Annotated in this window: 17 protein-coding genes; 8 read left to right on the forward strand and 9 right to left on the reverse strand. The window is 42.3% G+C overall.

The genetic code is table 11. From position 1 onward, the window contains the following. Nucleotide 1 precedes the first annotated feature (1 nt). Nucleotides 2-361, forward strand: a complete 360-nt coding sequence (locus tag ACJJIT_RS14625) for a hypothetical protein (RefSeq protein ID WP_444898858.1) — start codon at nucleotides 2-4, stop codon at nucleotides 359-361. A gap of 304 nt (nucleotides 362-665) precedes the next feature. Here ACJJIT_RS14625 and ACJJIT_RS14630 read toward each other — a convergent pair whose 3' ends face one another. Next, nucleotides 666-1385: a helix-turn-helix transcriptional regulator gene (locus tag ACJJIT_RS14630; protein ID WP_444898859.1), complete on the reverse strand. Its 720-nt coding sequence runs from the start codon at nucleotides 1383-1385 to the stop codon at nucleotides 666-668. A 176-nt stretch (nucleotides 1386-1561) separates the two neighbouring features. On the opposite strand from ACJJIT_RS14630, the gene ACJJIT_RS14635 reads away from it, so the two are divergent. Continuing rightward, nucleotides 1562-2506, forward strand: a complete 945-nt coding sequence (locus ACJJIT_RS14635) for an alpha/beta fold hydrolase (RefSeq protein ID WP_444888272.1) — start codon at nucleotides 1562-1564, stop codon at nucleotides 2504-2506. A 72-nt stretch (nucleotides 2507-2578) separates the two neighbouring features. Here the strand turns inward: ACJJIT_RS14635 and ACJJIT_RS14640 are convergent, their stop codons facing one another. Beyond that, a complete protein-coding gene (locus tag ACJJIT_RS14640) occupies nucleotides 2579-4525 on the reverse strand; it encodes an aconitate hydratase (RefSeq protein ID WP_444898860.1) in 1947 nt (648 codons plus the stop codon). A 461-nt stretch (nucleotides 4526-4986) separates the two neighbouring features. On the opposite strand from ACJJIT_RS14640, the gene ACJJIT_RS14645 reads away from it, so the two are divergent. After that, complete coding sequence (locus tag ACJJIT_RS14645; RefSeq protein WP_444898861.1) at nucleotides 4987-6012, forward strand: patatin-like phospholipase family protein; 1026 nt, start codon at nucleotides 4987-4989, stop codon at nucleotides 6010-6012. Between the two features lie 205 nt (nucleotides 6013-6217). Here ACJJIT_RS14645 and ACJJIT_RS14650 read toward each other — a convergent pair whose 3' ends face one another. Further along, nucleotides 6218-6868: a class I SAM-dependent methyltransferase gene (locus ACJJIT_RS14650; protein ID WP_444898862.1), complete on the reverse strand. Its 651-nt coding sequence runs from the start codon at nucleotides 6866-6868 to the stop codon at nucleotides 6218-6220. A gap of 489 nt (nucleotides 6869-7357) precedes the next feature. Here ACJJIT_RS14650 and ACJJIT_RS14655 point away from each other — a divergent pair, with 489 nt between their 5' ends. Together ACJJIT_RS14655 and ACJJIT_RS14660 are read left to right on the forward strand one after the other, a co-directional pair. Then, entirely contained in the window at nucleotides 7358-8242 is an 885-nt protein-coding gene (locus ACJJIT_RS14655; RefSeq protein WP_444898863.1) for a DUF4396 domain-containing protein, read from the forward strand. Nucleotides 8243-8554: 312 nt separating this feature from the next. Then, on the forward strand, nucleotides 8555-9646 hold the full coding sequence (locus ACJJIT_RS14660; RefSeq protein ID WP_444898864.1) for an acyltransferase family protein: 1092 nt from the start codon (nucleotides 8555-8557) through the stop codon (nucleotides 9644-9646). A gap of 142 nt (nucleotides 9647-9788) precedes the next feature. Here ACJJIT_RS14660 and ACJJIT_RS14665 read toward each other — a convergent pair whose 3' ends face one another. Then, the gene (locus ACJJIT_RS14665) at nucleotides 9789-10427 is read right to left on the reverse strand and encodes a LysE/ArgO family amino acid transporter (protein WP_252084900.1); all 639 of its coding nucleotides are present in this window, start codon (nucleotides 10425-10427) and stop codon (nucleotides 9789-9791) included. A 101-nt stretch (nucleotides 10428-10528) separates the two neighbouring features. On the opposite strand from ACJJIT_RS14665, the gene ACJJIT_RS14670 reads away from it, so the two are divergent. Next, nucleotides 10529-11431: a LysR family transcriptional regulator ArgP gene (locus ACJJIT_RS14670; protein WP_444885796.1), complete on the forward strand. Its 903-nt coding sequence runs from the start codon at nucleotides 10529-10531 to the stop codon at nucleotides 11429-11431. A 40-nt stretch (nucleotides 11432-11471) separates the two neighbouring features. On the opposite strand, the gene ACJJIT_RS14675 is transcribed toward ACJJIT_RS14670, so the two are convergent. Together ACJJIT_RS14675 and ACJJIT_RS14680 are read right to left on the reverse strand one after the other, a co-directional pair. Next, nucleotides 11472-12272 (reverse strand): fatty acid desaturase family protein, encoded by an 801-nt coding sequence (locus tag ACJJIT_RS14675; RefSeq protein WP_444898865.1) that lies wholly within the window; start codon nucleotides 12270-12272, stop codon nucleotides 11472-11474. A 116-nt stretch (nucleotides 12273-12388) separates the two neighbouring features. After that, nucleotides 12389-13195 (reverse strand): hypothetical protein, encoded by an 807-nt coding sequence (locus ACJJIT_RS14680; protein WP_444898866.1) that lies wholly within the window; start codon nucleotides 13193-13195, stop codon nucleotides 12389-12391. 792 nt (nucleotides 13196-13987) lie between these two features. Here ACJJIT_RS14680 and ACJJIT_RS14685 point away from each other — a divergent pair. Next, nucleotides 13988-15271, forward strand: coding sequence for a CAP domain-containing protein (locus ACJJIT_RS14685; RefSeq protein WP_444898867.1), 1284 nt, complete (start codon nucleotides 13988-13990; stop codon nucleotides 15269-15271). A 627-nt stretch (nucleotides 15272-15898) separates the two neighbouring features. Here ACJJIT_RS14685 and ACJJIT_RS14690 read toward each other — a convergent pair. After that, the gene (locus ACJJIT_RS14690) at nucleotides 15899-16903 is read right to left on the reverse strand and encodes a hypothetical protein (RefSeq protein WP_444898868.1); all 1005 of its coding nucleotides are present in this window, start codon (nucleotides 16901-16903) and stop codon (nucleotides 15899-15901) included. Between the two features lie 156 nt (nucleotides 16904-17059). Beyond that, nucleotides 17060-20365, reverse strand: coding sequence for a DUF5060 domain-containing protein (locus ACJJIT_RS14695; RefSeq protein ID WP_444898869.1), 3306 nt, complete (start codon nucleotides 20363-20365; stop codon nucleotides 17060-17062). A gap of 868 nt (nucleotides 20366-21233) precedes the next feature. Here ACJJIT_RS14695 and ACJJIT_RS14700 point away from each other — a divergent pair. Further along, entirely contained in the window at nucleotides 21234-22235 is a 1002-nt protein-coding gene (locus ACJJIT_RS14700; protein WP_444898870.1) for an AraC family transcriptional regulator ligand-binding domain-containing protein, read from the forward strand. 361 nt (nucleotides 22236-22596) lie between these two features. Here ACJJIT_RS14700 and ACJJIT_RS14705 read toward each other — a convergent pair whose 3' ends face one another. Further along, on the reverse strand, nucleotides 22597-23436 hold the full coding sequence (locus tag ACJJIT_RS14705; RefSeq protein ID WP_444898871.1) for a nucleoside deaminase: 840 nt from the start codon (nucleotides 23434-23436) through the stop codon (nucleotides 22597-22599). Between the last annotated feature and the right edge of the window lie 7 nt (nucleotides 23437-23443).

Raw genomic sequence — 23443 nt, forward strand, 5'->3', positions numbered from 1 at the left:
AATGCGAAGAATAAAAATTTTGAAGTTTTATTATGATGAATGTAAAGGGTTTGCTTTAATAACTCTCTTTTTTTTATTAGTTCTGTTCCACGTAATCAACCTAGCGAGCAATACTGAAAAGGTAATAGAACAGACTGGCAGAATTACATCAAAATATCACCATGGTTTTTCTGGTGCAGGTAGCAAGGGGACACTAGAGTATTCATATAATGTAGAGCTGAATAATAGGAGAGTGATTCAGGTAACTAGTGATTTGAACCTAAACATAGGTGATACTGTTTGTGTCGCAAGTATAACCTTTAAAAACAGCTTAAAAGTTGCCAAATATGTAATAGAGACCAAGGGAGTCTGCCGTCAATAGCGAGTTACATAGGTAGGTCAAGAATATATCTCCATACTGACATAATCATATCTTTACGATTACTTGAGGTATAAATAGAAAAATGATGCCACATACCTTGGTAGAGATTAGTCAGCTTATACAAATAGGAACGATATAAGTATAAATGGAAATAATCAGGAACTTTTAAAAGCTTAATATAGCTTGTTGGCTTATTGCGTATTGACCCCCTCATTACTCTCATGAATAGAGCCTATATAAATACAGTATTTTATTATAAATTTTAAATATAGCCGAAAGATTAACTTTTGTAAGCTCGTAAAGATTAACGAGATAACCCCTGAATTGGAGAGACACTATCTTCGAATAAGACATGTCGCCGCCGAAATGTTTTGCCCTTAAGGTATTCCGGTTTATTAATCCTGTCCATTCGAAAATGACGAAAGTCTTTGCGTGCGGGATCCCAAGCTACCAGATACCATAGAGGTGGTAAAATCAGCATCGCCTGTGGTTCAACAACCCTACTGGTTACAGACCCCTTTGCATCACGGTATTGGAAGCTTAGTTGTAACCGTTGGAGAAAAGCTGTCTCGAAAGTGGGGAGCAACGCGGGCTCCATTTCCTGAATATTTGATACGTCTACGTGTGGTGAAAGCTTACCTATATATAAGCAGTCTAAAAACCGGCGTAAATCACGTACTTTGTCCGGTGGCAAAGCCTTCTCTATTTTGGCAAGCCCAGTATCTGCAAGCCCCGAAAAAGGTAAATTCCCGGCCGCACGCATTGATGCAACGCTGATAAGGAGTGCAAAGACCTCGGCAACCGAGAGGCGCGCTGTGGTTTGGACCGATTGCGGGTCTAATTGTAGGCCGCCCCCAGGACCAGGGTCAGAGTGAATAACAAAGCCCTCATCACGCAGTGCGCTAATATCACGCAACACTGTACGCCTGGATACACCGACCTCTTCTGCTAAGTCAGCAATCGTAGAAGTACCATTTCGGCGAAGGCTGCGCACGATGGCGTCTTGTCGAAGGCGAACACTCATTTTTTAAGGATATTATTAAATGGTGACATTATTTGGCACTATTTGATTTTAGCCTATGTCTGCTCTTTTCAGCAAAGGAGTTCTGAAATTGCAACGTACATCAGTAGCCCCAAGTCGAAGAAAAGGGGCTGTCCGGCACATAAGGCATTGTTGAGCCTCAAAAAAGGAGAAATACATTGTTTAATCTAACCGAATTCCCCAAGCCCACTCTTATTCCAGTCAACGGCGTTGAGTTAGAAGTCTTTGAAGCAGGTCAACAGAATACGGGAAAACCAATTGTGCTTTGTCACGGCTGGCCAGAGCATGCCTATTCTTGGCGCCACCAGCTGCCTGTACTTGCCGCAGCCGGCTACCACGTTATCGTTCCAAACCAGCGTGGTTATGGCAATTCATCCCGTCCTGCCGATATAACTGACTATGGCATTGAAAACTTGTCGGGTGACCTCGTCGCGCTTCTTGATCACTACGGATACAAAGATGCCACGTTTATCGGCCATGATTGGGGCGCAATGGTGGTTTGGGGGCTTGCGCTATTACATCCAAACCGGGTCAACAAAGTTATAAATATGGCCCTACCCTACCAGGCTCGCACAGAAAAGCCGTGGGTCGAGTTTATGGAAGAATTTCTAGGAAGCGACTACTACATTGTTCACTTTAACCGACAGCCAGGCATCGCGGACACTGTGTTAGATGCAAATACTTCACAATTCCTTCGCAATATATTCCGCAAGAACGTACCTCCAGCACCACCAGAGCCTGGAATGATGATGATCAATCTCGCCAAAGCAGAGGCGCCACTTGGCGAGCCCTTAATGAGTGATAGCGAACTGGCTGTTTTTGTTTCCGCATTTGAGAAAACAGGGTTCATGAGCAGTATTAATTGGTATAGAAACCTTGACCGAAATTGGCAGATCTTGGCAGATGTAGAGCCAACCATCCAAAAGCCAGCACTTATGATTTACGGCGATCGAGACTTGATCCCTAAGGCTCCAAACTTAAAAGAGTTCGTTCCCAATGTTGATATAGTCAGTCTCAACTGCGGCCATTGGATTCAACAGGAAAAACCGGAAGAGACAAATCAGATCATTCTAAAGTGGTTAGAAAAACAGGATGCCACTTAGCGTAAAAGTCTATTCGATATAAAAAGTATTTAATTAAAGCATTTGAGTAATTTACGGGTACACTAAAATCCACTATTTCTCGTTACTAAGATACTTTTCTCGTACTTGATTAATCATGCCACCAGCCTCTAGCACTTCGATTTCATCTGCTGACAAGTCACTGCGCAGATTAATACTCTCGCCGGATGACTTAATCAAAAGCTTTACAGAATTGTTTGATTTCAGTTGTGCTATTGGCTTGTCAATCTCAAGGATTGAATCCTGCTCCAGTCGATCGTAATCATCAAAGCTCTCAAAAAGTAGTGGCAGAACACCAAAATTAATGAGATTACGGCGGTGGATACGAGCCATGCTTTTTGCAATTATGCACCTTACCCCAAGAAATCGTGATGATACCGCTGCATGCTCACGGCTGGAGCCTTGCCCATAATTTTCACCACCAACAACAAAACAGTCACCATTCAATTTTATCGCCCGCTGGTAAAAGTTTTCATCAATACGGGAAAATGTATAGCGACTAATGGCGGGGATATTTGAGCGTAAAGGTAAAATCTCCGCTCCAGCAGGCAGTATTTCATCTGTCGAAACGTTATCACCCGCTTTCAGTAATAGCGGACCCGTTAAGGTGTTTGGAAGCTTTTCAAAGTTTGGTAACGGTTTGATATTCGGACCTTTAATCAGCTCAACGGCTACCGGGATTTCTTGAGGTGGCTGAAGTAAAGGTCTTATATCTGGCAGATATTCCGGCTCACTAAATCTGGGATAGTCCATGTCCAGATCACGTGGATCGGTGATCACACCCTTCAGTGCACTGGCAGTGGCGGTTTCTGGGCTGCATAAATAGACTTGGTCATCTGCTGTGCCGGATCGACCGGGGAAATTACGTGGCACAGTACGTAGGCTGATACGGCCAGTGGCCGGAGCCTGCCCCATACCGATACAACCGCCACAACCTGTTTGGTGCAAGCGCGCACCCACTTCAAGTAGTTTTGTGAGATCGCCACTCCGGCTAAGCTCCTCGAGCAATTGGCGCGAGGTTGGGTTGATATCAAAAGAGACATCGTCGGCTAATCGACGACCTGCGACGATACGCGCTGGTATGGCGAAATCCCTCAGCCCAGGGTTAGCAGAAGAGCCAATATAGCTCTGGTAAATAGGGCGACCAGCCACTTCACGTACGGTTACCACTTTGTCTGGACTGGATGGGCAGGCGATCAGCGGCTCAAGATCAGATAAATTAATGGTATCTTCTTCGTCATAGCTCGCACCCTCATCGGCTTTCATTTCTACATAATCGCTTTCCCGATGCTGTTGTTTGAGGAAGGCCTTCACAGCGTGATCGGCAGGAAAGACACTGGCCGTGGTACCCATCTCCTGCCCCATATTGGCGATTACATGGCGGTCCATAGCAGTAAGATTGGCGAGGCCTGGGCCGTGGTACTCGACAATCTTATTCACACACCCCTTGACCGTTTGCCGGCGCAACATTTCCAGGATGATGTCCTTGGCACTGACCCAGGGCGGTAATTCACCCTCAAGCTTTACGCCGAGCACTTTCGGCATTTTCAGCGCGAAGGGAACGCCAGCTATAGCCATGGCCACCTGTAGACCACCAGCACCAATGGCCAGCATACCCATAGAGCCGGCTGCACAGGTATGGCTATCGGCGCCAAGTAACGTCTTTCCGGGAATATCAAAGCAAGCCATATGTACCGGGTGGCTTACACCGTTTCCAGGGCGTGAAAACCAAAGCCCAAACTTGCGACAGGCGCTTTGCAGGAACAGGTGATCATCCGCATTTTTGAAGTCCGTCTGTAGAAGGTTGTGGTCTACATACTGTGCGGAAAGCTCAGTTTTGATTTGTGATAAACCAAGCGCCTCTAGCTCTAACATCACCAGAGTGCCAGTACCATCCTGAGCCAGTGTCTGGTCAATCTTAATCTCTATTGGGCTGCCGGGTTCCAATGAACCGCTCACGAGATGACTCTTAATCAGTTTCTGTGCAAGGTTCATAGCCATAGTGGGTACCCTTGAGCAAATTTCCTTAATCTGAGAAGCTCCACTTTCGGCGCCTCTTAAACCTGATTCATTGTAGTCCGGGTCAAGATAGTTACTATGTGTGTCTAAATGCCCTTCTGTATTGGCATGATTAATTAAGCGCAGGGCCGACAACCTAAGGCCTTGGACAATTCGAAAACACGCTAGCCTCAATATGCCATTAAAAATGGCCTTCTCTTTTTCCTTTTGACAAACCAGTGATCAAACCCAACAAAACTCACGCCCTGTGCTTATGTGAATTTTCTTTAAAATTAACTTATTCATTTTATGAATACGGCCGTACTGCTCAACATGTATTTATTAATACCAGAAACTTATTTTTACATCCATTAATCACCGCTCACATTTAAGGCATTAACCATTGAGCCTAGTGCTATCTTTCTACAATTGCACTCAATGAATGAATCATGGGAGATTTAACAGTGGCGATCCGAATCCTATCTATTGATGGAGGGGGAATAAGAGGCATACTGCCCGGTGAAATATTGGTCTCTCTTGAACATAAGCTAAAAGTGCAATCAGGCAACCCCGACGCCAGAATAGGAGATTTTTTTGACCTCATTGCAGGAACAAGCACTGGCGCTGTATTAGGCGCAGCCTATATTTTCCCTAATGAAGAAGGAAGACCAAAATTTTCAGCCCAAGAAGCAGTTAATATTTATTTTAAAGAAGGAGACAAGGTATTTAATGGTGGAATCTGGCCTTACCTGGATAAGCTGAGACTACTCAAGGAAGAAAAATACTCTACACATGAACTAGAAAAGATATTGAAGAAATATTTTGGGAAAACAAAGCTTAGTGAACTATTAAAACCTACCTGTTTTATTTCCTATGACATTAAAAAGCGCGAGCAAGTTATCTTTAGGCAACACTGCGCATTAGTGAGAAATGAAGACTTTCTAGTTAGAGATTTACTACGAGGCAGCATCGCCGCGCCAACCTACTTTGAACCCGCACGTATTTACTCACTATCACCAATTCACAAAAAATATATACTGGTAGACGGTGGTATGGTTGCCAGTGACCCCGCATTATGTGCTTACTCAGAAGCCATTAAGTTTAGCGGTGTGAGTGGGATCAAGGATATGATTATTGTGTCTCTTGGTACTGGTAAGCAGCTAACAAGTTACAAATACAAAGAAACGAAAAATTGGGGTATTTTCAACTGGGCAAGGCCAGCTATAGATATTGCATTAAGTGGCGGAGCTCAAATGACCCATTATTACCTGAAACAAATTTCATCAACCGTAGAAAACACAAAGTACTACCGAATTCAGCCAGATCTCTATGATGCGAATTCTGCATTAGATGATGCATCTCCCAAAAATTTGAAAAAACTGAAGAAGTCTGGTGAAAGAAATGCAAAGTACTATGATAAGTTATTAGATGACATTGCTCGGACACTGACAAATACACAAGATAACCATCAATATGTGCAAAGATACTGATACCTATCAATACCAAATTAGCTATATTAATAAATAATCATTCAAGCATCTCGTCAAACAGATACCACACATTAAAAACTTTCTATAGAGTTTACCAATACTCAAACCATATCTATTCTTGAGCTTTAATGCGCTATTTTTAATTGAACAATATAGAAACAATCGGCAGCAACACTAAGCTTGTAAAGCTCATATGATTCTTTATTCAGGCCTCACACAAAACAATGTTTATTAACTTTTCCACTCGATCTCCAATATTACTCTCTCCATATTCAATATGCCTTTCACAGCATAGAACCCTAAAGCCAGCTTCAATTAATTGAGTCCGAATATCGCTTTCATCAAAAAGCTGAAACCCAAACGATGTAAATGATAAATTCTGCATAAAGGACTTATCACCAAAAGCTAAGCAAAACTTTCCTTCAGGCACCAGTACTCTGCGTATTTCAGACAAATGCGTTTTGATAGATTCCCAAAAGTAGATGGTGTGGACAGTAATCACCTTCTCGAATTGACTGTCAGCAAACGGTAACCTCTCCGATGTTCCAACTTTAAAGTCCATCTGTCCCGATTCAATGTGTTTAGAGTTGAGAGTTTTCGCGCTCGCTACCATTTCACTAGACCAATCAATTCCGGTATAGCGAATGCTGGAACCTTTTCGAAGTACATCGACTGCAAATTTACCATTGCCAGGCCCAATCTCAAGAATATGGTCATGATCCACCACACGAAGTAATTCTAGTGCGGCCAGGTTCGTTGCTTTATTAGCCTTATTCATCTGCAGTGCAGTATCTGAAGCTAAGGCGCCAGATGGCTTCCTTAGTTGTTCGGCAACTAGTTGAGGATCTTTAGACATTGTATCTCCATTTAGTATTCATCATAAAATGTATATTAATATCCAAAATATATTATTTATGATACTTACAAATTGACATTCATTCAGAGATTAAAAATAGTCCTTTCGAGGTGGTTTTGCCTTAGTGTTTAGCCGCCACAAATAATTTACCATCTTTTATTGCTTAGCTTATAAAGCTCATCATTGAATTTAGAAAAATACACCAAAAACACCCAAATACTTTTATAGAAAGCCCTAGAGTGCAAAATAGATTATCCTAAGCAACTTCAACATATAACGTTAAGCGGGTTCATCAGGAAGTTTTAAATGTCGATTAAAATAAAGACTAAAGGTATTGCTCCTGCATTCGCCATAGCGCAGCAAAAGTACGTACATATACAACTATGTAGCTGTGGGTAGATAGTAGCTAATGCTCACCCGGATTCTCAAAAACCAGCACCTATCAATTAAACTACTAGATACCGGCATAATCCTTAAAGAGAATCTGGCATGCTAAATGGCGCTATGCTTGTCTGGTTTATTTTCGCGGCTATAAGTGTAGTCTTTGTCGTTTGGGATTCTATCACCAACGCGCCGACCAGCTGGGTACAGCGCATGGCGTGGATACTGGTTGTTGTATATACAGGTGTTGTTGGGTTGATTCTGTATTTACTGACTTGCCGGCGCCCCTTTCCCGGTGGCCACGATTCATTTACGCGCGCCACTTGGAAACAGAGTGTCAATAGTGAGATGCACTGCCTGGCCGGTGATGCCACCGGTATTGTTATTGCCGCATCCATTGTACCCTTCTTTGGACTCACCAATGGCTGGGATGCCACCATTGAGTATGTTGCTGGCTTCATTTGCGGGCTGTTCATTTTTCAGGCGTTGATGATGCTGGGTATGTACCAGGGCAACTATTTGAAAGCGGTGCGCAAGACATTTTTTGCTGAAACGGTTTCTATGAATATGGTAATGGGGGGAATGATTCCTACCATGGTGATTCTGGCTTCACTGTGGCCAGAATCGGAAGATCCCACCAATGCCACATTTTGGTTTCGAATGAGCCTTGCAAGCATTGTCGGTGGCTTTATCGCTTATCCCATCAACTACTGGCTGGTAAAAAACCACCTAAAACACGGATGCATGACCCTACCAGGACTGGATGGTCCTGCGCCCTGTCTAGGGTTCTGTTCACCGGAAACTGATCCTGATATCAAGAATAGCCTGCCAATCCCCTCATTCACCCATGATTCACAATCCGAACATGAGGGGCATACCATGACAATGCAAACATTGCCTTTTATTGCATCCAGTTTTTGGGTAGTGGGAACTTTTCTGTTTCTCTTATTTGCGATACTAGTGACTAATCAGTTTGTGCCGTTGAAGTTTTAACTGTTTATTTAATAATCAGTCTCGAAAAGATCAGCAAGTAAGATTGAATTATCCTCTGATTCGAGGATTTATGGTAGGATTCGGTTCATTCATCAGTGTCCTCTGGAAGCTAAGAACCGTTCGCTTTAAGCAATAAGGCTCATTTCCTTGACCTGATTTTAAGTATAAATTGCCTTGTAAAGGCTTATCATTGTACTTAATTACGGCTCGCCTTAAATGCTATTTATAGCATTTCAAGCTTGCCCGTAGCAGCGAAATAAATTCTAAAACCTATGGGTTTTCCTCTGCTGATTAAAGGAATACAGCAAATCTATGAATAGCCGTTTACTTAACCTTGATGCACTGCGGGGGCTTGCAGCAATTCTTGTTGTTTGGCAACACAGTAGTGAAGTTTTTATTCGTAATTCCAGTATCGCCCAACATGGCACCGAGCTGGCTGAGTTTGTGAACCAACTAGATTTTGGCCGAATAGGAGTAATCTGTTTCTTTTTAATTTCGGGCTTTGTTATTCCTTTTAGCCTCTCTAGTGCTCAAAGCTCCTTAAAGAACTTTGCCATTCGCCGTTTCTTCCGTCTTTATCCAGCCTACTGGACATCGCTATTTATGGCACTTGGGCTAACTTGGCTTATCAGCGACTGGATGTATCCTGCGGCCACTATTGCCGCAAACACAACCATGCTACAGGGGTTAATGGGGTTTGATAATGTGCAAGGGCTTTACTGGACCTTGACAGTTGAATTAATTTTTTACTGCTTATGTGCATTGATTTTTGCCAAACGGCAACTTGCTAACCCCCTGGTCCTGCTACTCTTCTGTTGGGGGGGATTATCCCTATTTATAGGTTGGCAATTATTAGAACAATTACCCATTAAGCTGCCAGAGATGGCTCCCACCATTACTTATATTCCTTTCTGTATCGCCGTTATGTTCTGCGGAACCTTGATCCGACATAGTTATGTGCGTAAGACAAACTACTGGTATGCCATTCTCGCAGTAGCAGGCACCTTCTCTATTCCGCTGATGGTTTTGTTTCTTTATTTCCTCGGTAAACCGGTCACCGAAGACCCTTTGCGCTTTGCCCTACCGCATCTCATTGCTTTGGCTATTTTCTTTGTAGTTCTGCTAGTACCCTTTAGGCCATGGCGCAGTCTGGTAGCATTGGGAACCATCAGTTATTCCGTTTATCTATTCCACCCCATTGTGATGCGTGGGCTGAATTGGGCCATACAGCAATCGTGGGCACAGTCATTTTCTGCTTATTCCGTAGAGGTCTATATGTTGGCCACGACTCTTGTGAGTATTGCCCTGGGAACTTTGGTGTACAAGCTGATTGAGAAGCCGGCTATCAATATGGGTCGCCACTTAAGCAGAAACGCAGAAAATAAAGAGATGGCCATTGCCTAAGGGGAAGCTGCCACCAGTTAGTGTTTTTTAACTTGAGGTTATTGAGAAATGCCTGGATAAACGTGTTTTATCCAGGCATGTATGCATCAGAGCAGTGAGCCAATAAAATTTACCTGCCACCACTCCACATTAAGTGAACTTACTACTGTGCCCAGAGAAGGCTGGCAGCAATCGACCACATCATAATACCCACCAGTACATCCAGTACTCGCCATGTTTTTGGGTTCTTAAACAGCGGCTGCATCATACTGCCACCAACCGATAACAGCGCAAACCAAAGCACCGAGGCACTGCAAGCGCCAATCACAAAGAATAAAGTACCTTCCCCTGCATACTGGGCACCAACCGAGCCAATCAGGACAACCGTATCCACATAAGCATGGGGGTTTAACAGGGTAAGCGCCACAGCGGTAATCAAGGCAGAGCGCCTGGATTTAACCCACTCTTTCTTATCCTCTAGCCCCTTATTGGTAAAAGCTGAACGAAACGCCATAGCACCATAGCCAATCAGGAAGGCCACGCCCAACCAGGTCAACCAGACCATCCAGTTTCCTTCTGCTTGGGCCAAGTGTGATACCAGGTAGACACCACTGGTGATCAGGACAATATCCATCAGAACACACAGCGCAGCGATACTGTAGTGATACTGACGGCGAATACTCTGCGTCAATAGATAAGCATTCTGCGCGCCAATTGCCATGATCAAGCTAATAGTAGTGATAAAGCCCTTGGTCAGAGGGGCTAGCAACAAACCCGAAATCACGTTGCCTCCTGTGGTCATTGGGGTCTGCCCGCGGTGTGCGGGTCGGAAAGTGGCGGGAGATTAAGAGTCGAGCTAGAATAAGTAAATTTAATTATATTGATACCTCATAAGAAAATCTTATGTTAGATCTCAAACAGCTTCAGGCCTTTGCTTTCGTGGTAGAGGAGCAGAGTTTTGATAAGGCCGCCGCTTTGCTTCACGTCAGTCAATCTGCAGTATCCCAGCGAATCAAAGCGCTTGAGGGACAAGTCGGGCAGGCCCTACTCATCCGATCAACACCACTACGCCCTACTGAAGCCGGTCTTAAGGTGCTGGGTTATTTCCAACAGATGCACCTTTTGCAACACGAGCTGTTAGCAGACATAGACCCAGAGGGCAGCAAAACCCGTTATAGCAACCAAAATAAGGTGCGTATCGCCCTTAACTCGGATAGCCTGGATACTTGGTTCCTTAAAGCCGTAACCCCCATCATTCGTTCCCACCACCTACTTGTTGACTTGAAGGTCGATGACCAGGAAGCCACCTTAGAGTTGCTCAAGAACGGAGAAGTCATTGGCTGTATTAGTTCGGTAACCAGTAACCTGCAGGGCTGCCAGTCCATTCTATTGGGACACATGGCTTACTACCCGGTATGCACTCCGGCTTTTAAGGCACACTACTTCTCGGACCCAGTCGATGTGGATGAATTTCGCTATGCCCCTGCAGTTGAATTCAACTATAAGGACCAGCTGCAAAGCCGATACTTAAAGCAGTTTTGGGGAATAGAGGCCGGCCAATACCCGTCTCACGAAATCCCCTCCTCTAAGGGATTCCTCAATTTTCTGACATTAGGCTTGGGCTGGGGAATGGCCCCAGATATACAAGTGGAGGATTTGTTAAGACAAGAGAAACTTATCAAGCTGACTCCAGATCAGCATCTGAAAATCCCCTTGTACTGGCATGTTTGGAATTTGAAATCCAAATTAATTAAAGAAATCACGCATACTTTGGCTGAGTATGCTCATAAAGCATTGCACCAGTAAGCAGCACTGGTGCAAATAAATACTTGACCTTAGCTACGCCTCATCTCACTACCTGTTTCAAAACACCGAAATAGTTACTGGCCAGCTCAACATCATCGTAATAACCACGATCCTTTAGCAACTTATGCAACGCCCTGAGGTTATATGTGGGCACCGCCATGTAGGCATGATGTTCACAGTGGTAACTCAAACCTTCTGTGGGACTGACAAACAGAAGCCCTAAAATACCCCTAGGCACCGAACGCGTATTGTATTTTGGTTCCAAGTGGTAAAGATCTTTGACCCCAGCGTGTTCGGCGATCTGACGCATCCGAATAATAGCCATATACACGGTAAGATAAGCCACAATCCACAATAGATATAACTGCGGGACACCAAAAGCCCACAGTATGGCAAACATTACACTATTAACGAATAAACCTCGGGTTAACTGAAAATTCACTCGCTTTTTACGGCTTAGTAAGTCTCGCCCACTCAAAAATAAATATAAATTCGCTTTTAAACCAGTTAACCCCAAAAAATCTCTGGAAAACTTCCTAACCAAACTCTTTTTACTGACAGGATAATCCTTATAGTTTTGCAGGTCTGGATCTTGATCTGTGCCGGCTTTGCGGTGATGCATCATATGACTTTTTATATAGGTTTCTCCATCCATTAACAAAAACGGTGAAGACAACCACTTACAAACAAACTTGTTATAGGCTCGAGTTGCGAAAAGTGTTTTATGACCAGTTTCGTGCATAATGGCTGCCAGGGCCTGCTGCCGTCCAGCAAGTAAAAATACTGCAACAATATAAATTGCCCAATGTGGCAATAACGCTGCTATGGTAAAAATTCCCATTATACCGAGCCAAGTACTGACCACTATCCACCAGGCCTTGGCATCACTGCGCTGTAGGAACGGCTTAACCTCTTCTTTACTAAGGGGGATATTCATTGCAAGTCACCATTTTGTGATTATGTGTCAACGCCTAACTTCTGCAATTGTTCCAACCAAATATTGCGACCTGTACGGTCATACTTGCGTACAATATTTTTTAGTTCCTGGTATTTATTTTGTGGTCTGATTACTTTTGGTAGTAAAGGATCAGTCGCTAAACGATGGATAGCCTCGCCACCCAAGCGGCATGTTTCAGATAACGAAGCTTTGGCAGGCTTTGATGCCAGGTTTGTAAGACTGCTCTGAAGAGCATCTATCAAGGCATCATACTCTCGATCTAAACGTTCAATATCCCACAAATCGTGTCCCCATTGATTAACCAGTGTGTCCGATACATCCTGCAAGACAAAGCAGTGCGCATTGGTTTCGAGACCTAGTGTAATCAGCATGTCGGTTAATTTTGCATGACTCAGTGTGAGATTATTGGGCCGCACCAATAGGTGATCCAAACCTTCAGCAAATCCATACCACTCAAGTACCATTAATGATTTCTTACGAACTGCACGTGCTGCTCTTTTAGGTAGGTGGCAGGCTATCCACCTAAAATCCCAGTTATCGTATAGAAAGGTATTGTTTTTCCAACGGTTTATAAAAGCGCGTTTGGACAGTGCTTTTTCTGTCAAACTGTAAATACCACGCCGATTTTGAGTGATCAGGCCGGTGCCCACCAATCTATTTAGTGTCACCCGTAAATTATTTGTGGAAACATCAAATGCATCAGATATGAAACCCAGCTGATTGGTTGCCAGTTCATGTCGCTTATTAACACCCATCAAATCCAATAGAATATTTTTGGGGGTAGGCTCATAGGTAAACTGATACATAGTGAATATTACGTCATTAGTCTTGAGATACCTTTTGTGTAATATTACAGAACTAGACCCAACACACAACACTTTGTAATTTTGATTTTAGAAAAAGTCATTTAAATCAACATAAACATTACCTGGAGATTACTACAGGTATTCAGATCGCACTCTCACTTATTGTCACCTAATAGCATTGCGATTAATAAAACACCCTAAACATACCCATAGGATGACACATTTCCCCACATCCTACTTAGACAAGCACTATACAAATCGCTTGCCACTACTGAACTCCTTTAATTGTTGATCCAATTTACACAAAAAGGGGGCCACCCATATAAACGAACAACCAAATAAAATATATTGACCAATAAATTAGCACTTCCAAAAATGGCAAGATTAAAATTAACCTACCGAAGATCTGGAGCAACTTTCATTGAAAACCTGCTGGAACTTTTACTGAGCGATCGCTATTAGTCCATATTTGTTTTAATCGCAGCTACAACTCACCTTGAGATTCCGGACCAATAGCCTCAAGAGAAATCCGGGCTACTTAAAGTAAGTTTACTCTAGGGCACCATTCAATAAATATCATGCTGCTTCACTTTCCACTATTACAAAAATCATGCATCAAGATTAAAAAACGAAAAATAAATAAATTTTTCACTAATTAATTTACCTTCTCAACAGTCCATAAAGCATCAATCATATTGCAATAAAATACATGTCACGCTTCACAGAATAACGGAAATGCCTCTCTATAATTCGCTCGATTTTATAAAAGTACAACGTGTAAAGTGGTTTGATATGAATGATTCCCTCAAACTAATAACAGCTATCTGTTTATCCGCCCTCCTGACTTCCTGTTCAGGTGGCGGGGGTGGTTCCGACAATGACAATAAAGGCATTCCTGAGGTTAATGATGATGGAGGGATGAACCAAAATCCCAGTCCTGATCCCGATCCCGATCCCGATCCCGATCCCGATCCCGATCCCGATCCCGATCCCGATCCCGATCCCGATCCCGATCCCGATCCCGATCCCGGTGAAGATGGTTCCTTTGAACTCTCTTTGGAACAAAAACGTATCATGTTAGACACTCATAATGAGTACCGGGAGAGATGCGCGAAGGGTGAATCTGGAGAAGGTAACGGCCCAGAATCTGCCGGTAATATGCAGACCCTTTTTTGGGATGATGCTTTGGCAAAAATGGCCAAAGAAAGAGCATCAGCCTGCTATTTTGGTCACTTAAATGAGGCAACCGGTATTAGAGAGGCATTTGAAAAAGTTAAAGGTGAAGTATCTTTTGTATTGCCCGCTGGTAGTATTGAAATCGGAGAAAATGTTTCAATTAATATTTTTAATCCACCGGCATCGCAGTATGCTGCCGAGACCTGGGCCGGCTCAGTTAAATCTTGGTATGATGAAAGCTATGGGTATGACTGGGATAATGAATTCTGTCATGCGGAAACATGTGGCCATTGGGCCCAGGTATGCCATGGAGAAACCCGTTATGTTGGCTGTGCTGTAGCGGAATGCGATAGCATTATTGGTTCTAGTAACCCTGCCTATAACGATGGCGCACATGTGGTGGTATGTAATTACTTCCCCTCATTAGATAAGAGCCGACGTATTCCTTTCACCAACGGCTGGGGATATGAAACCTGTAGAACGTGCCAAAACTACGACCTTCCCTACTGTGTTGATAACATGTGTACAGGAGGGATAGCCAAAGATTGGAATGCCTCAGAAAAAAGAAACAAGAATGTAGATCAGTGTACCGATGGCTTGGGCAGAGATATAGTACCTTGTAGCTTTTACGATAATGAGGGTGTTCCCCCCCAGGTAACAGGGTTCAAATATAAATACTCTGAAGGAAAAGTAATATTAACATGGAATGAAGCCATTAAAAATGGTGGCACACATCACTATAAGATTTTCCGCGATGAGGAGTTTGTAGGTAAAACTCGCCACTTGACCTACAGTGACTCTGATTTAGGTCAGGAAAAAAATTATAGATATAAAATAATTGCTGTGGATCATGCTGATCAAAGAAGTCAGCCAGCATTTCTGGATATAATTATTGATTAAGTTTACAAGGTCCTAATATAGCACTTGATGACTCAAGGGACCAAGAAGGTTATTAGGGTCTACCTACTTCAATTATCGTAGATAGAATAATGAGTGTAGGCAGGCCCTAGTAAGAGTCTCAAGAGTTGTTCTTCGTAATAAAAATTGCAGCCAATATAAATTGGCTCAATGCGTACCTTGATGATCCGATTTATTAACTCACCGATCTCTAACCGCTAATAACTATTTTATCTGTTACAGAGGACCATAATTTTAGCTTTTCCATAGTCAGAACTCCTTATAGCGGCTCTAAAAGAGCCCTGAAGAATACGGTAAATTTTCCTTACCTGATGGGTAATAGGGAGCTATATGGGCTTCCAGCCTATGCCATGGGAGGAGACCATCCATTTGAGAAAGGAATTTTCCCAGCGGGTTTTAGGACGCTTCAAACGGTATCCTGCTTCGGCAAAGGTGACTTGATGCATGATCTATCATAGCCTTGACTGACAACCGAATACTATTAGATTTGATCCGAATTATTGAGGCCCCTTAGAAAAGAAGGTAGCCTCCATGATAACTACCTCAATGTAGTTATCATGGCAGGGGTTTAGTGCCTACTAATACTTCAAGATAAGGGGATAAAATAAACTAAAGCACGTCATCTAAGTGCTGTAAGAAGGGTACTATTGTTTGATTCCTCACATCCTGACTCATATCTCGACCGATACTCGTATGATCCAAATTTACCCATCTCTGTGAATACCATCCCAGGTCAGTATCTTGAGCTGTATAAGCAAAAGAGTGAACCCCAGATAATTCAATGACCTCAGCCCCACCAGTCAACTGCCTAAGATATAAATTATCTTTGTAAGGAAATTGTGTATTGAGATCAGTGTAATAGCTTAAGTAACTAGAATTCATGGGATTACGATGGAATGAAGAAGTTACTCCCAACTCATTTTGGGTCCACTTACAAACACCATCAAAACTGTGTACAACAGTTCGTATATTACGAAAATCGGGATCCGCTCGCATAGCTTTCGCCAATCTCATAACGAGACAACCACCACGAGAAGAACCCGCCAAGTAAATAGTCTCTAGATTGGAGGCATAAGCCTTTGACTTTAGCCAACTGAGGTATGCCTTTTCTATACGAGACTTCTCATTACCACTAATCATCTGGTTAAATTGTGTATCAAAAGCAATCGCCAAGAAGGTCTCATCTGTTGGAAAATGCTCTGAATCTAGCAACTGTCGAGCAAGTGAACGTCCATCTATACTGCGAGAGCAAGATCTCTTTAGTACTCCACAGTCTTTTTTATAGCCAGACCTCTGGCCTGTCACAGAACTTTCTGCACCATTTCCTGGTGGCTGTTGTCCTGCAGCAATAAATACCAACTTTTTTACTTTATCGCGTGCTGGGTTTTGTACTCTAGCAATCTGAGTATGAAGTTGACGGCTATTACTAACACCCTCTATCTCCCAGGCTCGATACTCAGATAGGGTGTCTTGTTTGAGGCACCAAAATTCCTGGCAATACCGAACCCGCTCCAAATTCACCGAAAAATCTGACTTTGGCTCGAAAGCTTGAGTCTGGACACAATTAAAAGCAATCGACAGCCAAAATAATTTTTTTATTATTTGAAATTTCATCATTCACCAATAGTGTACTTTAACAATCTAATGACCAATGGGGGCCCAAACCTCATATAGCCCTAATTACTGCCTTTAGCAATGAAGTAGACCGCAATTGAACAACTATACTACTCCAAGCGAAATAGCCATCCATGGCTCTCACTGTAACAGTAATTACTCAACGGTTTCCGGATTATTTATATTCTCGGCATCAGATTTAGAAACATCAGTATGCCGGAAAACTATTCTATCTACCTTAAATTTCTGTGAACGGCCTGACATCACCAGCTTATACGTTTCGCCTGCTTTTAGCTTATAAACGGCGACACGTTTATTATTATGGCCGCCAGGATCAAATTTATTGCCAGATTCCCAGATGAATTTATTATGTTCTCCACCAAAGAACTTTGTATCTTTTTTTAATAGTTCCAGAGGAGCGTCTTTACCGTGACTATTCCCAGCATTAGGTCCCGCCTCATAATTTCCTTCAAGTCGAAAGTAAGCGTCATTTGCTAGGTCTGTACGGAACTCACCCTCATACACTAAGTTTTCTTTCGCAGCGTGCAGATGCAAATAGTACAAACCACTTCTTGTTATATTAAAAGTGTACTCCAAGGGAGATTTAGGTGGGCCGTTTAGTGGCGTATTACCATTAAACTCAAGATAACCGCTCCCTGTATGGCCGCCAATATCATTTTTCTTGATCCATTCATCTAGATTTGAGTAGGTATTTTCAGCCTCCATAATTACCAGGCCGTTTTGTTCCGTGTAGTCACCTTCAGGTTGATCTGGGTTTAACTTATCAAAATTCCACCTCGGGCCAATATGGCCACACCCTTCTTTACCTATATCCACACGACCTGGACAGTAATCCTCATCACCGGCATCATTTGCCGGGCCGTTGCCGCACTGAATATCATTGTATTTGGGACGGCCAGCCGATCCTGGGCCAGGGCCAATTAAGTCACAAGCTTCTTTAACCGTTATTGTTCCATGGTCGGTCGAAACCATAATATCGGCAATATTGTGGTCAAAAGTTGACTCACAAAAACATTGATCCCCAATAGAATAACTATCCATCCAATTAGCTTGAGGTTCGAGTAAAACATCATTAGGGTTAATTGGTAGAATTTTTACAATATCTGGGTGAACATTGCTATTTATACCTTCCGATTTGATGACTACTGCCCAGTCCTGATTAGCTTCTGTTGGGGCAGTGCCAATACTATGAGGACCTATTCCGTCAAGTTGATTACCCGTTGTCAACTGGCCACTTCTTGGATTGAACCAGTAAATCTTATAGGTATCCTCATTTGGAATCTCTATATTCGTTGTGCCGCCTTCACGCAAGTAAATTAGATAAACATTACCGCTATCTGAAAGTACCCAATCGTTATTGGTTGAAGTTACCTCATTATCTACATTCAAACTGTGTAGATTAACTTCAAGTTGGTTTTGCAAAATATCATTAAAAAATTTAACAAAGTGACCTGTTTGCTCCCAATGGTTATCAAACTCTCTTAAGTTCTCTACTGCTAAATCATACGCGTGGCCAGCCCCAGGATTTTTTAAGTACCATTCAAACCCTGCGCCGCCTCCCATAACACTGCCCCACATCCAGTTGACCCTCTGAACTTGGGTAACTTCAGAATGGGGCACTGGCGCTTGCCCGCCAGAAGCTTCAGTGAAAGTAACATACCAAAGATGGTTATTATTCTGGGATTCTGTCAGCCATTTTCTGCTCATCTGATATGGCGCACTGCGATGGTTGGCATCACTAGGAATATTACCAATTTGAATACTCGGACCATTAAAGTTGCTATCTCCCAACAATGGTCGATAGTGCTGATCCCATTGGCCACCATACGTATGAAGCAGGGTGGGATGATCGTAGGGGTCTACATCTTTTAAATATTTAGCGATTGCCTTGTGTTGCTCTTGGCTAAGAGTGCTCTCCTCACCCATATTCCATTGTAGCGCCGGGTGGTGTCCAAAGCGGGATATCATCTCCCGGTAATATAGTTTACGTTCAAGTCCTAAATTACCGTTATTCAGAATTTTATTATTTTCTGTTTCCTGTGTCATAAAGTGAATCAACATACCCTTACTGGTCATGTGATCCATTACTACTTCCCACTGATCTAATTTGCTGACATCAAAAGCCCGATGGTTACCATCATATACTGCCCAAGGATGGGCATCACAACCATCACCACTTTCGGTGTTTGCCATAATATAAATTGCGTTGACATTTTTTTCAGCTATATAGTTCACTAAACCAATAAGGCTTTTTCCTTTACCGTCTTTCCAGGTGGGGTCTCCATTATTCCAATCACCAAGATGGGGTTCAAAACTGTGTAATATGCCTTTGCAGGAATTTACGTTATAGTGTTTTTCTGTATTATCAAAGCCTGAATAACCAAAGATATTTTCAGGGCTATCCATTCCACCTTCTATATATACCGACTTATCCCCCAGATGCTGCAAGTAGCGGGTTCCTTTTTTATGTACCAGTAATCCCTTACTCCTCATATCAAGCTCAGGTGCTGTGGATTGTAATACTGGGAAATAACCACTTTCACCATCAAATGAAATAGCATTACCTGCATTTGTATCTAGATCAACCGCAACCTGGCTCCCTTGCCTCATAGATATATCGAAGAACCATTTACCTGAAGTTGGCGGTGAAAAGTAGGCACGCCACTTAGTTCCTTCAGTTGCACCTGTATTTGCTGAATTGCCATCAGCGGCGAAATGTCCAGGCACTGTGTAAGACAAGTCACCCTGTGTAAATATCACGTTATATCGATAATCGGTAAACGTAACATCATCATTTTCTGATGCATACAAATCATCACAAGTGATCGTTATACGGTGCCACTTTTCCAGCGTACCGGAAACAGTACAATGTTCACTATGGCCGATATCATCCGGGTCAACTGGACCCGGAGGATCTGTTGGATCTGGGTCTGGATCTGTAGGATCGATTCCATCTTTCTGCTTTACAGTAAATGTAATTGAGGCACTGGTTCCGGCAGTGCCTGCCCCATCATCCAGAGAATAAGGTGTTGCGGTAAGGGTGTAAGTTCCAACTGCGGGGGTCCAATGATTAAAATCACCCTGATCATCACCAAATAGAGCATAGGGCGAGACATTTTCAGTCATATTGTGCGTCTGAGCCCCTGCCAACTCAAATATTACACTCTCTGCCTGATCACTATTTGCCCTAATATTTAACTGGCTTCCAACCTGGCTTAGATATATCTCTGCACCATCGGTAAGTGAAAAAATATCCGAGTTGCCCTGTGAATTGACCAGAGTGAAAGACGATATTGCTAATCCATTCCCAGGGTCCGTTATATCAGAACCTGTCGAAGGAGGCGGGCTCTCATTATCAGATTCCCCAGATGACGAGTCGCCACCACAACCAGCCAATGTGGCGGTAATCAGAAGTGCCAAAGGCAAGCTACTGTTATTCATTTCCAGTTTTCTCTACTTTAGAAGTAAACAATTATTTACTAATTACAGGATTTAATGGGCATATAGAAATTGGCTACAGCATGCAGCACTGGCCAGATACTAAATCGCTCAGATACTTACCTACCGTGAATTCAGTCACACGCAATCAGGACTAGTTCCACAGCTTATAGATTGGCGAAAAAAACTATTTTTTTTCATTTTTCTCAAACAAGAAGGTTTTGATCCACCTTCACTTTAATAGCATTAGAATTACCCTTATCAAATCATTAAGCTAACCAACAAACCAACAAACCGACAAAAAGATTCCGAATAGAACCATAAGAACCATTGACTCCAACAAAATAAAATAGTGAGAAAAAGATGAACAGTGCTAAGAAATTATTCGACGGAGCGGGAAACCTGGACGATGCTATACCTCACTCAAAATATACACCTACGAGAAAATTATCTGTTACGATAGAAGAGATTACTTAACCCGATAATTTATAGCTTCAGATCATATTAAAAGCTTTCGCGCGATATTACGATAGCGCTTTTATTTTCACTCCTGATATATATTAAACCATTTTTAATTTATATCTCCGCGGACTAGACAAATTGGAACACCAACTGCTCCGCAAGGAGCAGCTAAAATTGGAAGCGTTACCGCCAGCGTAGTAAAAATTATACTTTGTAAGTACTGGAGGAATTTAATCTCACCAAACCCAAATCGTCAGTCAAAAAAACTGGTTCAAAATCACACTTTAAATGTTAAACTCATACTATAATGGCGTCGCTTTATACATTAACTTAAGAAATTCACTAAAATAATTTATTTGTCATTTGGCGACCAATTTCATAGATTATTAGCAGTACAAAAAAAATTAGTATGACTACCAATAACCAGGAACTTTATGCTTCTGAGCCAACAGGCTTGGCAACTTCCACTTATCGTCACGTACTATACTGGCAACACCTAGGGTTTCCAAAAGATAAGTTAAAGAATATATATGGTGATCATTACTCTCAGTTTCAAAACCTACAACACCGTGTACCAGTAAGGCTGACTGGACAAGCACTTCAAGAGGTATCTGACTACTTCAGTGATAACACCATAGCGTTTCGTACTGGTCTAGATGTGTCAATTTCCAGCATTCAAGCATTTGCTCATGTCCTAATGGCTTGCCCTACTGTCAGACATCTTGTTAGCCTCGGTACGCAATTCCAACAACTGGGCACGCAAGGCTATCAAGGGTTATTCAGTGAGGGGAATGAACGCTCCAGCTTTGATATTTTAATTCCTAGCTTTTCGCCTCTCACTACACAACAAGTTGAATTGAATATTGGAGTCATCTTTAAGCTAATTTCAGATATTGTTGTCGATTATGAAAGCTGCCATCCGGTTATTCACTTTGCTCATCATAATTCCGAATTAATGAATAATGCCTCCTCCTTAATTAATATTCCCATTGAGTTTGGACATCAAAAAAATTGCATTAGCTTTGATAACTCCATTCTTGATAAACAACTATGTAGCCCAGGAAAATCCTCCCTTGACTTTAATAAGCTAACTGCAAAGAAGCAGCTCCAGAAGATGAAGTCAGATGAATCATTACCCAATCGATGTAAAGATATTATCAAAGATTATTTATCAGAGGGTGCAGCCAACCTGGATTTCTTGGCAGACATACTGCAAATTAATAAGCGCTCCTTACAGATTCGCCTAAATGCACAAAATACATCTTTTAGACGTTTATTGGATTTAGCCCGGAGAGAAAAACTGAATTCACTGGACATCCAGTCCATGGACAAGTTACAAGTCGCAAAAGAATTAGGGTTCTCAACAATTATAGCGTACGAAGAATCCCACAAACGTTGGAAAAATATTTGATCAATCCTATCAAATAAAAAGTAAATAAAAGAGAAAATCAACACACTACCAATCAAGATAATCTTATTTAAACTCTAACTGTTAACTCTACAGCCCACGAAAATACTGCCAGCGAGCATATAGATGTCATTCGATCTATATTGCTCGCCCCCAGAAATTCAACTATCTATTCTCCAACAACTCCTATGGAACCTTTTAGATCATGCTTTCACAACTGAAATTTTAAGAGTGGACCTGGGATCAATCTTCTATTTTTGAAACTCTGGAGAACGTCAGCATCTTCATAAATCGAATCAAACAAAATAAGCCATCTAGAAGCAAATCAATCGCCCCAAAATCTAAAGGCTCACATTTAACAAAATTAGTGGCGATGTATCTCCCCCACTAAACACCGATCTATATCTCCTGGAGCACTTTCTAATTGCTTCAATTGCTTTTGGCTCTCCAGCAGAAGATTATTGTTAGCCTGATATTTAGGCTTAAAACCCATAAGCCGCTGGTAAGCAGCACGATAAATATTCTTCGCTTCAGCACTCATCAGAAAATCTGTAATCGTGCTACTAAACAACAAGCGATGATTGTAAAACGCCCCTTCAAGCTGAGCCCTCTGAAGTAAACTAGATGGCTCTGAAGAAATATTTCTAGCTCGATAATTTGCAGGAATATCTATTTTACAAACATTTTCCACATACGGTTTCGACTCAAATTTATATCTACAATCAGACTTAAAACTCTGCTTCAGCCTTTCTATATTCTTCCCAAAATCCGGATCTGATTGGCCATATATAACTCTAGAGACCTCAAGAAAAATCATCATACCTCCACACATCATACAGGGCTCCAGAGTGCTGTAGATCGTAGTATCATTAAGGTAATTAGTCTCTTTCCCTCTACATTTACTGCCGATACATTGCTGCATTAATCGCACTTCAGCATGTTGGGTTTTATCTCGACACAAACCAACTGAATTGCGCTGTACTCCTATAATTTTTTCCTGCACATTGTCATACAGGACTGCCGCAATATTGTAGCCGCGCTTCTGTTTTTCTTTTGGCTCCACCCAATCAAGGTAAGCTACCGAGTAAGCAAGCAGCATTAGTATCTCGTCTTTCTCCTGCTGAACAACTGAGCTGGGCGGCAACTCAGCCTGAGCACCCATGGCAATAATCCCAAAATATAACCAGCAAATAAAACGCAACATAAAATGT

Source organism: Microbulbifer mixtoriginis (SeqCode), assembly GCF_052467515.1.

Excerpts from the sequence above, each read along its gene's own strand:
- ACJJIT_RS14625 (WP_444898858.1), top strand. The coding sequence starts at position 2 with ATGCGAAGAATAAAAATTTTGAAGTTTTATTATGATGAATGTAAAGGG.
- ACJJIT_RS14630 (WP_444898859.1), bottom strand. The coding sequence starts at position 1,385 with ATGAGTGTTCGCCTTCGACAAGACGCCATCGTGCGCAGCCTTCGCCGA.
- ACJJIT_RS14640 (WP_444898860.1), bottom strand. The coding sequence starts at position 4,525 with ATGGCTATGAACCTTGCACAGAAACTGATTAAGAGTCATCTCGTGAGC.
- ACJJIT_RS14650 (WP_444898862.1), bottom strand. The coding sequence starts at position 6,868 with ATGTCTAAAGATCCTCAACTAGTTGCCGAACAACTAAGGAAGCCATCT.
- ACJJIT_RS14655 (WP_444898863.1), top strand. The coding sequence starts at position 7,358 with ATGCTAAATGGCGCTATGCTTGTCTGGTTTATTTTCGCGGCTATAAGT.
- ACJJIT_RS14660 (WP_444898864.1), top strand. The coding sequence starts at position 8,555 with ATGAATAGCCGTTTACTTAACCTTGATGCACTGCGGGGGCTTGCAGCA.
- ACJJIT_RS14665 (WP_252084900.1), bottom strand. The coding sequence starts at position 10,427 with ATGACCACAGGAGGCAACGTGATTTCGGGTTTGTTGCTAGCCCCTCTG.
- ACJJIT_RS14670 (WP_444885796.1), top strand. The coding sequence starts at position 10,529 with ATGTTAGATCTCAAACAGCTTCAGGCCTTTGCTTTCGTGGTAGAGGAG.
- ACJJIT_RS14675 (WP_444898865.1), bottom strand. The coding sequence starts at position 12,272 with ATGGGAATTTTTACCATAGCAGCGTTATTGCCACATTGGGCAATTTAT.
- ACJJIT_RS14680 (WP_444898866.1), bottom strand. The coding sequence starts at position 13,195 with ATGTATCAGTTTACCTATGAGCCTACCCCCAAAAATATTCTATTGGAT.
- ACJJIT_RS14685 (WP_444898867.1), top strand. The coding sequence starts at position 13,988 with ATGAATGATTCCCTCAAACTAATAACAGCTATCTGTTTATCCGCCCTC.
- ACJJIT_RS14690 (WP_444898868.1), bottom strand. The coding sequence starts at position 16,903 with ATGAAATTTCAAATAATAAAAAAATTATTTTGGCTGTCGATTGCTTTT.
- ACJJIT_RS14695 (WP_444898869.1), bottom strand. The coding sequence starts at position 20,365 with ATGAATAACAGTAGCTTGCCTTTGGCACTTCTGATTACCGCCACATTG.
- ACJJIT_RS14700 (WP_444898870.1), top strand. The coding sequence starts at position 21,234 with ATGACTACCAATAACCAGGAACTTTATGCTTCTGAGCCAACAGGCTTG.
- ACJJIT_RS14705 (WP_444898871.1), bottom strand. The coding sequence starts at position 23,436 with ATGTTGCGTTTTATTTGCTGGTTATATTTTGGGATTATTGCCATGGGT.